Raw genomic sequence first — 13,742 nt, 5'->3', positions numbered from 1 at the left:
TAGTTCTCATTAGGAAAAGACGGATTTGTCCGTTATCAAATTAAGAGTATAAGCAAATTATGAATTTGTTTGTAAATAAAGGTGGTACCGCGATGTCCCTCGTCCTTTTTGGATGAGGGACATTTTTTATTTTAAGGAGGGAAAATAATGTCAAACACGGAAAAGAATTTACCAACTAAATATGATCATATGTCCGTTGAAGAAGGCCTTTATCAATGGTGGCTTGAAGGCAAATATTTTGAAGCAACAGGAGACGAGAAGAAACAACCGTATACAATTGTAATTCCACCTCCGAACGTAACTGGTAAGTTACACTTAGGTCATGCTTGGGATACAACTCTTCAAGATATTTTAACTCGTACGAAGCGTATGCAAGGTTACGATGTGCTATGGCTTCCAGGAATGGACCATGCTGGTATCGCAACACAAGCGAAAGTAGAAGGAAAACTTCGTGAAGAAGGTATTTCACGTTACGATCTTGGCCGTGAGAAATTCCTTGAAAAAGCTTGGGAGTGGAAAGAAGAGTACGCTTCTCACATTCGTCAACAATGGGGGAAAGTTGGTTTAGGACTAGACTATTCTCGCGAACGTTTCACATTAGACGAAGGTTTATCTGATGCGGTTAATAAAGTATTCGTTCAATTATACGAAAAAGGCTTAATTTACCGCGGTGAATATATTATCAACTGGGATCCAGCAACACGCACAGCTCTTTCTGATATTGAAGTAATTCATAAAGAAGTTCAAGGTGCATTCTACCATATGAACTATCCGTTAACAGACGGTTCAGGTCACATTCGCCTTGCTACTACTCGTCCAGAAACGATGCTTGGTGATACAGCGGTAGCAGTTCATCCAGAAGATGATCGTTACAAACATTTAATCGGAAAAACAGTTACACTTCCAATCGTAGGCCGTGAGATTCCGATTATTGCTGATGAGTACGTAGAAAAAGACTTCGGAACAGGCGTTGTAAAAATTACACCAGCTCATGACCCGAACGACTTTGAAGTAGGTAACCGTCATGACTTACCACGCATCTTAGTAATGAACGAAGATGGATCGATGAACGAAAAAGCTGGTAAATATAACGGTATGGATCGTTTCGAATGCCGTAAAGAATTAGTGAAAGACTTACAAGAAGCTGGCGTATTAGTAGAAATCGAGCCACATATGCATTCAGTAGGTCATAGTGAGCGTAGCGGTGCAGTTGTTGAGCCTTACTTATCAACACAATGGTTCGTAAAAATGGCTCCACTTGCTGAAAAAGCAGTAGCGCTTCAACAAAAAGAAGAAGAAAAAGTAACGTTCGTACCAGAGCGTTTTGAAAACACATATTTACGATGGATGGAAAATATTCATGACTGGTGTATTTCTCGTCAATTATGGTGGGGACACCGTATTCCAGCTTGGTACCATAAAGAAACTGGTGAAGTATACGTAGGTACAGAAGCACCAGCAGATATTGAAAACTGGAATCAAGATAACGACGTACTTGATACATGGTTCAGTTCAGCGCTATGGCCATTCTCAACACTTGGTTGGCCAAATGAAGATTCAGCAGACTTCAAACGTTACTATTCAACAGATGCACTAGTAACGGGTTATGACATCATCTTCTTCTGGGTATCTCGTATGATTTTCCAAGGTTTAGAGTTTACAGGCGAGCGTCCATTTAAAGATGTATTAATTCACGGTTTAGTTCGTGATGAGCAAGGTCGTAAGATGAGTAAATCTCTTGGTAACGGTATTGACCCAATGGATGTTATCGAGAAGTACGGTGCAGATGCAATGCGCTATTTCTTATCAACAGGAAGTGCACCAGGTCAAGATTTACGTTTCAGCATGGAAAAAGTAGAATCTACTTGGAACTTCATTAATAAAATTTGGAACGCATCACGTTTCGTATTAATGAACATGGATGATATGAAGTATGAAGAAATCGATTTAACTGGTGAAAAATCAGTTGCAGATAAGTGGATCTTAACTCGCTTAAACGAAACAATCGAGAGTGTAACACGTAACATGGATAAATATGAGTTCGGTGAAGCTGGTCGTTCATTATACAACTTCATTTGGGATGATTTCTGTGACTGGTACATTGAAATGGCGAAACTTCCACTATACGGTGAAGATGAAGCAGCTAAGAAAACGACTCGTTCTATTTTAGCTTACGTATTAGATCAAACAATGCGTCTATTACACCCATTCATGCCATTCGTAACAGAGAAAATTTGGCAACATTTACCGCATGAAGGCGAATCTATTACAGTAGCTGCGTGGCCAACAGTTCGCGAAGATTTACAAGATACGGAAGCTGCGGCAGAAATGCACCTTCTAGTTGATATCATTCGCTCTGTTCGTAACATTCGTGCAGAAGTAAATACGCCAATGAGCAAAAAAGTTCAAATGCAAATTAAAGCAAAAGATGAGGCTGTACTTGCTCAACTTACGAAGAATAGCTCTTACATTGAGCGTTTCTGTAACCCAAGCGAATTAACAATTCAAACGGACTTACAAGCGCCAGAAAAAGCAATGACTGCAATCGTATCAGGTGCAGAGTTATTCTTACCGTTAGCTGATCTTATCAATCTTGATGAAGAGAGAGCTCGTCTTGAGAAAGAACTTGAGAAGTTCGATAAAGAAGTAGAACGTGTACAGAAGAAACTTTCTAACCAAGGTTTCGTAGCGAAAGCTCCTGCAGCGGTTATTGAAGGAGAGCGTGCGAAAGAGCAAGATTACCTAGAAAAACGCGAAGCAGTTCGTCAACGTCTAGCAGATCTTGAAAAGTAAAAATATTTTTAGAGACTCACTATATTGGTGAGTCTCTTTTCTTTGCGTATAATAGAACTATGAAAGTTGTCTTTTGAAAGGGGAAAAGCATACGTGATACATACATACGAAGAAGCGATAGGGTGGATTCATAGCCGATTGAAATTTGGTATTAAACCAGGATTAGAAAGAATGAATTGGATGCTAGAAGAGCTCGGAAATCCAGAGCGTCATATAAAATGTGTTCATCTTGCTGGTACAAATGGAAAAGGTTCAACGTTAACATATATGCGTTACATGTTAGAAGGCGCGAAATATAAGGTAGGAACGTTTACCTCTCCTTACATCGAAACATTTAATGAACGCATTAGTGTGAATGGAACACCAATTGCAGATGAAGAGATTACTGAACTCGTAAAGATGGTAAAACCAGTCGTGGAAAAACTAGATGAAACGGATTTAGGGGAAGCGACTGAGTTTGAAATTATTACTGTTATGGCAATTTGCTATTTCGGTAAAGTCAATTTCTGTGATGTTGTTTTATTTGAAACAGGGCTCGGTGGACGTTTTGATTCTACCAATGTTATACACCCTGTTCTCACGATTATTACGAATATCGGTCACGATCATATGCATATTTTAGGGAATACACTAGGAGAAATTGCATATGAAAAGGCGGGGATTATTAAGTCTGGTGTGCCGGTAATTACTGGTGTGCAAGATGAAGAAGCTTTGCAAGTCATTCAAAATGTTGCAAAGGAAAACCATGCAAACTTATACGAACTTGGCAAGCATTTTACAGCGTTACATAAACAGTCTAACGAAGATGGGGAACAGTTTGATTTTACTTGTCCTTTTACCGCATTTGAAGATTTGCAAATCTCAATGAAAGGTATTCATCAAGTAGGAAATGCAGCGCTAGCACTTATGGCAGTAATGTATGTAAAAACATATTTATCATTTTTAATTGAGGAAGAGGGAATAAGAACGGGATTACGGGAAGCGTATTGGATTGGGCGCTTTGAAAAGCTACAAAGTAACCCGGATATTATTATAGATGGTGCTCATAATCCAGAAGGTATCGAAAGCCTTGTGAAAACAGTAGAAGCGCATTACAAAGATAAAAATGTAATAGTTTTATTTACTGCCCTTGGTGATAAACAATTGCATAACATGGTAGGCCGATTAGAAACCATTGCAGATGAAATGATTTTTACAACATTCGCCTTTGATCGTGCTATTTCTGCAGACAAGCTTGCATCATATTCACAAAAAGAATCAAAATTAGTTTTTGAAAATTGGAAAGAGGCAATTGATACAAAAGTTGAAATGATAGGGGAAAATGATGTTTTTATCATAACAGGTTCTCTTTATTTCATTTCTGAAGTTCGAAAATATATTCGAGAGAAAAACTAGATAGTCTTTGCTATCTAGTTTTTTGTTCTACAAATGAAGTCAAATGCATACATATAAGATAAATATATAGGGTTATTTGGCGAATTCCTCTGACAAATATCTCGTTTTTTTGTGAAATGAATATGATATGATGCGGACAACGATAAGAGGTGAGGTGTGAGTGTATGGACAAGCAATCACGAACGATCTCAGTGAAAGTGAATGGAACAGAAGCGAAGTATGAGGAAAAGAAGAAAGATGAATTTGAATGGATGGTAGTAGAAAGTGAACGACCTAAAAATGTTGTTCCGTTTCAAAAAGCGAAATCAGTGTCTGTGGAAAAATACCGAAAGAAGTGGAGTAATACATTAATTGCAATCGTTGCAACCGCAATTATTATCGGTACGACGTTTGGAATGGGGATGCTTCATTTACTTACTGGACAAGGAACAACAGGAGGAAGTGAAGTAACTGCTTCAAGGCCGACTGGAAATGGAGAATCAAAGGTGGGTGGAACGGCAGAACAAACACCAGCACCGAAAGAAGAAAAACAAAAGGCGCAGACAGGAACGTCATTGGATCCGATGAAATTATTCTTTGTTCAAGGGGGGCTTTATTCTTCTGAAGAAAAGGGACAGGCAGCTCTTGAAGAATGGAAAGGCAATGGGGGCATTGGTGCTTTGAGACCGAGCGGGGATAAGTATGCAATAGTTGTTGGTATTGCTAGCGATGAACAGGCTATAAATCAATTAATGACTAAGTATAAAAATGATGGTGTCTCCGTTTTAAAAAAGAACTGGGATATAACAGATAAAGCATTGCTGAAAGATGATAAAGAAGTAGGAACATTTTTAACAAAAGTGCAGCCATTATATACTCATTTAGCAAAATATGCTTCTAGCGTACAAGTTGGTGGAAAAAGCAGCGCAAAAGATATAGAAGTGATTGAAAAAGAATGGAAAGCGATTGAAAAAGAAGGGAAAAGTATGAAGCGAGAAGAAGCAAAGAAACTGTATATGTATACGTCGGTAGCTGTACAAACAGTAAAAGATGGGAAAATGGATAAGGAATCTTTGGCGAAATTAAATCAAGTTATTATTGATGGCTTACTCTCGTATGAAAAAATTGTTTCGTAGAAAGTGAAATGATAGGATAATAAAATGAGTAAGAAAGAAGTACATGTACTTCTTTCTTTTCTTTTGAATTTAGAGCAAAGTGCTTTCTCTATGACAGGAATATAATCGTATGCAATAAAGAAGTGTTATTTTTAGTTAGAGAAATTAATATTTCTTTCATTTGTGGGCAAACTATTCCTTTGATACGATTGATATAAATTGTTCTGCTTCATGTGAGAAAGGAAGGAGAAAATATGAAAAAAATAATTTTAGCTTCAGGGTCACCTCGGAGGAAGGAATTGCTTGAGTTAGCTAGCGTACCATTTGAAATCGTTTTAAGTGAAGTAGAGGAAACAATTGGTGCATATTCATCGCCTTCTGATATTGTAATGTCGCTTGCCTTGCAAAAAGCATCAGCGGTTGCAGAAAATAATAGTGATCACATTGTGTTAGGTGCAGATACAATTGTTACATATGAGTCGCGTATCCTTGGTAAGCCTTCTAATGAGGATGAGGCGAAAGAGATGTTACAATTACTATCTGGGAAAACACATGAAGTGTATACAGGTGTTGCGATTATATCAAAAGAAAAAACGGTTACTTTTTATGAGCGTACAGAAGTTACGTTTTGGGAATTAACAGAAGAGGAAATTGATACATACGTCGCGTCGAAAGAACCTCTTGATAAAGCAGGTAGTTATGGGATTCAAGGTAAAGGGTCTATTTTCGTTCAACATATTCAAGGGGACTACTATAGTGTAGTTGGTTTACCAATTGCACGTCTCGTTCGAGAATTAAAACAATTTGATATTGATGTAACCCATGCGTAAAATTGCATGGGGTTTTCTTTGAGAGAACAAATAAAGGGGTGGAGAGATGAACGGTATTCGTGATGTTGTAAGAGAAGAACAACCACGGGAGCGTTTATTGTCAGAAGGTGCTGGAAGTTTATCAAATCGAGAGCTCCTCGCAGTGTTACTCAGAACAGGTTCTAAAGAAGAAACAGTTTTAAAGTTGTCAGATAAAATTTTACACCAATTTGATGGCTTACGTATGTTGAAAGATGCAACATTAGAAGAGCTAATTAGTATACATGGTATTGGGATTTCAAAGGCATCGCAACTTATGGCAGCCTTTGAGCTAGGCAGAAGAATGGTACGTTTAGAATATCAAAATAGATATAGTATTCGAAGTCCAGAAGATTGTGCGAAATACATGATGGAAGAAATGCGCTTTTTACAACAAGAGCATTTTGTTTGTTTATATTTAAATACAAAAAATCAAGTTATACATAGGCAAACGATCTTTATTGGAAGTTTAAACACGTCAATTGTACACCCAAGGGAAGTTTTTAAAGAAGCCTTCCGTCGTGCAGCAGCCTCTATCATATGTCTTCATAACCATCCCTCAGGAGATCCCACGCCGAGCCGTGAAGATATTGAAGTAACAAAACGCTTAGTAGAATGCGGTCAGATTATCGGAATTGAAGTGCTTGATCATAGTGTGCGCTGTTCCTAGACAATCTGCGTAGAAATATGCAATAAAACTAGGCAAAGGTACTTACCTTTGAACTTTACGCTTGAATAGGTTGGTGAAATCCCAACTCATCGTTAAATGTTGGTAACGATGCTCTGAAACTCCGACGTGCATAAATAGTTAACTACATTTGTGTACGAAGCTCGGTAAAGGCGCTGAAAAACAGACCTGAGAAGCGGTTAGTAAAGTAAGCGGGAGGCTATAAAACCGTCATGCTGACTTACCAGGAATCCTCGTATGTACGGCTCGTAAATGCAAAGGGAAACGAAATGAAGTTTCTCGCTTCTGTAAAAGAAGTTTAATCGTGGGTTTTGTATTTGTGGTTGCAAAATCTATACTACTCCAATAATGGAATAGTGTCTTGCGTCCTACCAACAGTGGACAAAAAGATGATTAACGGGTCAAAGAGGACAGCTAAAACGGTAATGAAAAGCTAAAGCGTAAGGAACAGCGGAACCATAGAGGATGATGACAAGAGGAGTTAAACTCAATGCATCTAAATTGGAGGAAATGACAATTGAATCTATGGGACAGCAGCCCGTAGTAGTGACGAAGTTTCTGTAATGGGAATAGAGCGAAGGGGCATAGTCAGTCCAATTATTAAGTTAAACCAATTTGTTAGGGAAGCCGTTTGAGCATACCTGATTAAAACCTTGCATTCTCCCAATAAGGAGGAATCGCAATGGAACAAGAATCTAACTATCTAAAATCTGAACAAGAATTAAGAGATAAACAGGACGAATTATATAATAAAAGTTTCGAAAGTATAAATCAAAAGGGACAATCGTCTGGACACAAAAACTTATTAGAACTGATGACAAGTGAAGCCACGATACTAACGGCTATCCATCGCATTAAAGCGAATAAGGGAAGTCGTACGGCTGGAAGTGACCATAAATTAATGAAACCAGACATTCTTCAAAAAGATTACCCAAAAGTCGTACAACTCGTACAAGAAAACTTTCGAAATTATCGTCCAGAACCTATTAAAAGAAAGTACATTCCAAAACCAAATTCCAAAGAGTTACGCCCATTAGGAATACCAAGCATTATCGACCGAGTTATACAGGAGTGTGTTCGTTTAATTATTGAACCAATTCTTGAGGCGCAATTTTTCCAACATTCATATGGATTCAGACCAATGAGAGATTCCAGTATGGCATTAGTTCGAACAACTGACATCGTTCATATCACGGGACACTATTGGATTATCGAAGGAGATATTAGTAAATTTTTCGATTGTGTTAACCATACGATTCTCATTAAGAAATTATGGAATATGGGAATTAGGGATAGACGTGTCCTCATGATTATCAAAGCAATGCTGAAAGCTGGGATCATGGATGAATTAAAAGAGAACCCAATTGGTACACCTCAAGGAGGAATCATCTCTCCGCTACTCGCAAATGCTTATCTACACGCATTTGACCAATGGGTAACAAGAGAATGGGAAAATAAGAAAACAAGCTACCCGTATGCACAAAAATCCAAACAGTTCGAAAGGTTACGGAAAACAACACGCCTAAAAGAAACGTATTTGGTAAGATATGCAGACGATTGGGTACTCATAACGAACTCTAAACGGAATGCGGAGAAATGGAAGTACAAAATAACAAAATATCTAAAAGAGCGGTTGAAATTGACATTGTCAGAAGAAAAGACGCTCATAACAGATATACGAAGACGACCAATTAAATTTCTTGGCTTTGAAATCAAGGCAATTAAGGGCAAGGCGAAAAATGGACATATTCTCGTCAGTAAGCCAAATCAACAACGGTTAAAAGAAAAGGTAAATGAGATTCATAAAACGATTAAGAAAATCAAAAAAGCAACAAGGAAAGACGACCTGATTCACTGGATTAATCTCATCAACTCTAAAATAAGAGGGCTAATTCAATATTACGAATGTACAACGAAAGTGAATGTGTACATGGGAAAGTATGTTGATAAACTCCACTATGCGGCATATTTGAAACTCCGAAAACATGGAGGTTATAAAATACCTGCAAAACGAGTGGACAATCTACGGTCAGCCCACGAAAAGTACGAAACCAAAATACCAATGGTTGAATACAACGAATTGAAAATAGGTGTTACAAGGCTAGATTTTTGTAGGTGGAAAAAGCCTAAAAATAAAAGCCCTAAAGAGACACCGTATACCAAACTGGGTAGACAAATTTATATGAACCGAACGAATAAAAAGCCCATTAAAGTAAGAGCGGATGAGCTCCTCAGCTTGAATTGGTCCAAGATTATCAAAATCGGACATAAGGGAAAATTGTACAACTTTGAATACTTTATGAATCGAGCCTATGCATTTAACCGTGATAAAGGAAGATGTCGAGTATGTGGAGAGTTACTTCAGGGGGATGATGTACACATACACCATGTCAACCCAAAACTCCCCATAGAAGAAGTAAATCGTGTTCCTAACCTTGCATCCCTACATGAACATTGCCATCAAATGATTCACAGTTCAAAAGATTATTCCATGGTCGGAAAAGTAATTTGGGAAAAGGTTCTAGGTTTTAGAGAAAAATTGGGATTAACGTAAATAATTGAGTTGATGGAACGCCGTATGAGGTGAAAGTCTCACGTACGGTGTGAAGTGGGGGAAAAGAAGTCCAAACGAGTAAAGTCGTGGTTTTTTCTTACCTATCACTATTTATAATAGGTGACCATAAATTCGTGAGTTTAAAGGAAAAAGGTCATATTTAAGACTATGCTTTTTACTTATTTTGTTTTATAATGTGATTTATGAGTTTTTTGTAGAAATTTATCTACAAAAAGGATAAAGATATAAAAAACGTACTGTTTTTATAATATAAAGTAAGAAAAAATGAGTCCGTGAAAACAAGAAAGGAAGATAAATAATATGTTTGGATTTGGTGGATTTACTCGCGATCTTGGAATAGACTTAGGAACTGCGAACACGCTTGTATATGTAAAAGGAAAAGGTGTAGTTTTACGTGAACCTTCAGTAGTTGCGTTACAAACTGATACGAAACAAATCGTTGCTGTAGGTAGCGATGCAAAACAAATGATTGGTCGTACACCAGGGAACGTTGTGGCACTTCGCCCGATGAAAGACGGTGTAATTGCTGATTATGAAACAACTGCAACAATGATGAAATATTACATTCAACAAGCTCAAAAATCAAACGGTTTCTTCTCACGTAAGCCGTATGTAATGGTATGTGTACCATCTGGTATTACAGCTGTAGAAAGACGTGCAGTAATCGATGCGACTCGTCAAGCGGGTGCTCGTGATGCTTATCCTATCGAAGAGCCATTTGCAGCAGCAATTGGTGCAAACTTACCTGTTTGGGAACCAACTGGTAGTATGGTTGTTGATATCGGTGGTGGTACAACAGAAGTTGCAATTATTTCTTTAGGTGGTATTGTAACAAGTCAGTCAGTTCGTGTTGCTGGTGATGATATGGACGATTCAATCATTCAGTACATTAAGAAAAGCTATAACTTAATGATTGGTGAAAGAACAGCTGAAGCATTAAAATTAGAAATTGGTTCTGCAGGCGAGCCAGAAGGTATCGAGCCTATGGAAATTCGCGGTCGTGATTTAGTAAGTGGTTTACCAAAAACAGTACTAATTCAGCCAGAAGAAATTGCAGATGCATTAAAAGATACAGTAGATGCGATTGTAGAATCAGTTAAAAATACGTTAGAAAAAACGCCACCTGAATTAGCGGCTGATATTATGGACCGCGGTATCGTATTAACAGGCGGCGGGGCATTACTACGTAATTTAGATAAAGTAATTAGTGAAGAAACGAAAATGCCAGTTCTTGTTGCAGAAGATCCATTAGATTGCGTAGCAATTGGAACAGGTAAAGCATTAGACAATATCGATCTTTTCAAAACTGCTGCTCGATAATATTGCAAAATAAAAATCAGTGAAATTAAGAGGGTGTGAACGTGCCACAGTTTTTCTTAAACAAAAGATTAATTGTTTTGTTGGTTAGTATTATTCTTCTCGTGGCATTGATTGGAATCTCATTGAAAGAACGGAACAGTTTAACATGGCCAGAGCAGTTTGTTAAAGACACTGTCGGTGTTGTAGAACGTGTATTCCAAAAGCCAGCGAAATACGTAGCTGGATTCTTCGAAAATGTAGAGGATGTAAAGCGCACGTATGAAGAGAATAAAGAATTAAAAGCAAAATTAGATAATTATGCAGGTCTATCAGGGAAAGTAAAACAACTAGAAGATGATAACAAGAAGCTACAAGAGCTAACTGGTAAAAAAGAGTTAAATAGCGGGTATACTGAAATTCCAGCTACTGTTGTTTCTCGTAATCCAGATAAATGGTACGATTTAATTGGAATTGATAAAGGGGCACAGCAAGGAATTAAAAAAGATATGGCTGTAGTAACTTCACAAGGGTTAGTTGGAAGAGTGAAAAGTGTATCTCAGTTTACATCATCAGTAGAATTACTAAGTTCTATGAGCCGAACAAATCGCGTTTCTGCTATTGTACAAGGGCAAGAGAAAATCTTTGGTTTGATTGAAGGTTATGACAAAGAAAAACAATTACTTCTTTTCACAAAGATTGGCTCTGATGCACCGGTAGAAAAAGATCAACTAGTTGTAACATCTGGACTTGGTGATATTTTCCCGAAAGGTCTTGTAATTGGAAAAATCGTTGATGTTCAGCCGGATGCATATGGCTTAACAAAAACAGCTTATGTAAAACCTGCCGCTGATTTAAATGACGTAGAGCATATTACGGTTGCTAAACGTGCAACACCTTCAGCGCCATTAGAATAGGAGGAGAAGAAGAGATGATGAAGATATTAAAAAGAGCAGCTCTTCCTCTTTTGCTCCTTTTTGTGTTTCTATTTGAAAATATGTTTGCTACTGTTGTTCCAACGGATGTGTTTTGGAAAGACAGTATAGCAGCACCGCATTTCTTTATAATCGTCTTATGTTTTATTACAGTGTATTATAGTCCGGTCCAAGGGATTTATTACGGACTATTATTTGGCTTCTTATTTGATACCGTATACACAGAACTTGTCGGGATATATATTTTTGCTTATCCGATTTTAGCTTATTTAGTTTATAGTGTGATGAAAGTATTACAATTGAATTTATTTATTGTTGTTTCTATCATATTAGCTAGCATTGTAGCACTAGAGTATTATGTGTATGGATTCTTAACTTTGTTAGGACGTACTCATATGCCAGCGCATGTCTTTTTCACAGATCGTCTCCTTTCTACTTTATTGTTAAATGCTATTTTCTTATTGATAGTTTGTTTCCCACTGAGACGATATATAGTGCGTCTTTCAAAAGCGATGGAAGAAAAAGAAAAGAGGATTTTCTAATTTTATGTCGAATTGAATCGGTGGGGTGAACTTTAGTGGAAGAAAAAAAGCAACAAAATGTAACGATAAAAGGGACAAAAGATGGGATAACGCTTCATTTAGATGATTGTTGTTCATTCTCAGAATTATTGATGGAATTAGACGAAAAACTTTCTACACATTACTACGATGGTGATGGGCGCTCTTTAATTGAAGTGCATGTGAAAGTAGGAAATCGTTATTTAACAGAAGTCCAACAAGAAGAGATTCGTACGTTAATTCGTAATAAAAAGAATCTTGTTGTGGATTCAATTGAAAGTGATGTTATCACTAAAGCAGAAGCAATAGCTTGGAAAGAAGAAACAGAAATTGTCCCTATTTCCAAAATTGTTCGCTCTGGACAAGTTTTACATGTAAAAGGAAATTTGTTGTTAATTGGAGATGTTAATCCAGGCGGAACGGTTATCGCTGGGGGGAATATTTTTGTCGTAGGATCATTAAGAGGAATTGCACATGCTGGGTATTATGGGGATTCAGATGCTGTAATCGCTGCATCTGTTATGAACCCGATGCAACTTCGAATTAGTGATGTGGCAATGCGGGCTCCGGAAGAGAAAGAAGACGGAGCGGAGGCGGCAGAATGTGCGTATATTAATGAGAACAATCACATTGTTGTCGATCGCCTGCAACTTCTCACTCATCTTAGACCTAATTTAACAAAGTTAGAAAGGGGAATTGTATAGCTGTGGGAGAGGCAATAGTAATTACATCTGGAAAAGGCGGAGTAGGTAAAACTACTACATCTGCGAACATTGGTACGGCCCTAGCGTTATCTGGAAAGAAAGTGTGCTTAATTGACACAGATATCGGTCTTCGAAATTTAGACGTAGTAATGGGGCTGGAAAATCGTATTGTATTTGATCTTGTTGATGTCGTTGAAGGGCGTTGCCGTTTACCTCAGGCTCTTATTAAAGACAAACGTTTTGATGATCTTTATTTATTACCTGCAGCACAAACGAGTGATAAATCAGCGGTAACACCTGAACAAATGGATGAATTAATACAAGTATTACGTCAAGATTATGATTACATATTAATCGATTGTCCTGCGGGGATTGAGCAAGGATTTAAAAATGCGGTAGCTGGTGCGGATAAAGCAATCGTTGTTACGACTCCAGAAGTATCCTCAATGCGCGATGCGGATCGTATTATTGGGCTTTTAGAAAAAGAGGATATTGAACCACCGAAACTTGTTATTAACCGTGTACGTAGTCATATGCTTCATGAACAGGATATGTTAGATGTTGATGAAATTGTACGTACATTGTCAATTGAGCTTCTTGGTGTTGTCGAAGATGACGATGAAGTTATTCGAGCTACAAATACAGGTGAACCTGTGGCGTTGCAACCAAGCGGAAAAGCAGCGTTGGCTTATCGTAATATTGCAAGACGCTTGTTAGGTGAGAATGTACCATTACAAGCATTTGAACAAGAAAAGGTATCGGTATTTGCAAAGGTGAAAAACTTCTTTGGAATCCGTTAAGAGCACTTCGCACATATGCGAGGTGCTTTCTTTTTTCTTCACACGAATATCTTT

The 13,742-nt window shown here is 37.7% G+C and carries 11 protein-coding genes and 1 other annotated feature (1 of these 12 only partly in view); all 11 genes read left to right on the top strand.

Annotated features, from left to right (window positions below):
* Positions 1-110: a binding site (T-box leader), on the top strand; it begins 122 nt to the left of the window's first position.
* Positions 111-147: 37 nt separating this feature from the next.
* The 11 genes from ACO6VI_RS00520 to minD all read left to right on the top strand — a co-directional run bounded on the left by ACO6VI_RS00520 (position 148) and on the right by minD (position 13,688).
* The gene (locus tag ACO6VI_RS00520) at positions 148-2,793 is read left to right on the top strand and encodes a valine--tRNA ligase (protein WP_000072222.1); all 2,646 of its coding nucleotides are present in this window, start codon (positions 148-150) and stop codon (positions 2,791-2,793) included.
* A 93-nt stretch (positions 2,794-2,886) separates the two neighbouring features.
* On the top strand, positions 2,887-4,188 hold the full coding sequence (locus ACO6VI_RS00515) for a bifunctional folylpolyglutamate synthase/dihydrofolate synthase (RefSeq protein ID WP_063548696.1): 1,302 nt from the start codon (positions 2,887-2,889) through the stop codon (positions 4,186-4,188).
* 164 nt (positions 4,189-4,352) lie between these two features.
* Positions 4,353-5,303 carry a hypothetical protein gene (locus ACO6VI_RS00510; protein ID WP_023523114.1) on the top strand — a complete coding sequence of 317 codons (951 nt, stop codon included), beginning with the start codon at positions 4,353-4,355 and terminating at the stop codon, positions 5,301-5,303.
* 233 nt (positions 5,304-5,536) lie between these two features.
* Positions 5,537-6,112 carry a Maf family protein gene (locus ACO6VI_RS00505; RefSeq protein WP_098015387.1) on the top strand — a complete coding sequence of 192 codons (576 nt, stop codon included), beginning with the start codon at positions 5,537-5,539 and terminating at the stop codon, positions 6,110-6,112.
* 46 nt (positions 6,113-6,158) lie between these two features.
* Positions 6,159-6,800 carry a RadC family protein gene (gene radC, locus ACO6VI_RS00500; RefSeq protein WP_161520056.1) on the top strand — a complete coding sequence of 214 codons (642 nt, stop codon included), beginning with the start codon at positions 6,159-6,161 and terminating at the stop codon, positions 6,798-6,800.
* Positions 6,801-7,500: 700 nt separating this feature from the next.
* Positions 7,501-9,372, top strand: a complete 1,872-nt coding sequence (gene ltrA / locus ACO6VI_RS00495; RefSeq protein WP_061688023.1) for a group II intron reverse transcriptase/maturase — start codon at positions 7,501-7,503, stop codon at positions 9,370-9,372.
* A gap of 321 nt (positions 9,373-9,693) precedes the next feature.
* The gene (gene mreB, locus ACO6VI_RS00490; protein WP_000466736.1) at positions 9,694-10,713 is read left to right on the top strand and encodes a cell shape-determining protein MreB; all 1,020 of its coding nucleotides are present in this window, start codon (positions 9,694-9,696) and stop codon (positions 10,711-10,713) included.
* A 41-nt stretch (positions 10,714-10,754) separates the two neighbouring features.
* The gene (gene mreC / locus ACO6VI_RS00485) at positions 10,755-11,606 is read left to right on the top strand and encodes a rod shape-determining protein MreC (protein ID WP_001135487.1); all 852 of its coding nucleotides are present in this window, start codon (positions 10,755-10,757) and stop codon (positions 11,604-11,606) included.
* Positions 11,607-11,620: 14 nt separating this feature from the next.
* Positions 11,621-12,166, top strand: coding sequence for a rod shape-determining protein MreD (mreD, locus tag ACO6VI_RS00480; protein WP_000975765.1), 546 nt, complete (start codon positions 11,621-11,623; stop codon positions 12,164-12,166).
* A 35-nt stretch (positions 12,167-12,201) separates the two neighbouring features.
* Positions 12,202-12,888: a septum site-determining protein MinC gene (gene minC / locus ACO6VI_RS00475; protein ID WP_000391521.1), complete on the top strand. Its 687-nt coding sequence runs from the start codon at positions 12,202-12,204 to the stop codon at positions 12,886-12,888.
* Positions 12,889-12,890: 2 nt separating this feature from the next.
* Positions 12,891-13,688, top strand: a complete 798-nt coding sequence (gene minD / locus ACO6VI_RS00470) for a septum site-determining protein MinD (RefSeq protein WP_000503309.1) — start codon at positions 12,891-12,893, stop codon at positions 13,686-13,688.
* The last annotated feature ends 54 nt before the right edge of the window (positions 13,689-13,742 follow it).

This window comes from Bacillus sp. PSXD-155, from assembly GCF_049310765.1.
Classification (GTDB): domain Bacteria; phylum Bacillota; class Bacilli; order Bacillales; family Bacillaceae_G; genus Bacillus_A; species Bacillus_A cereus.
Note: the sequence above shows the minus strand (reverse complement) of the source record. Positions and strands in the feature narration are given on the sequence as shown.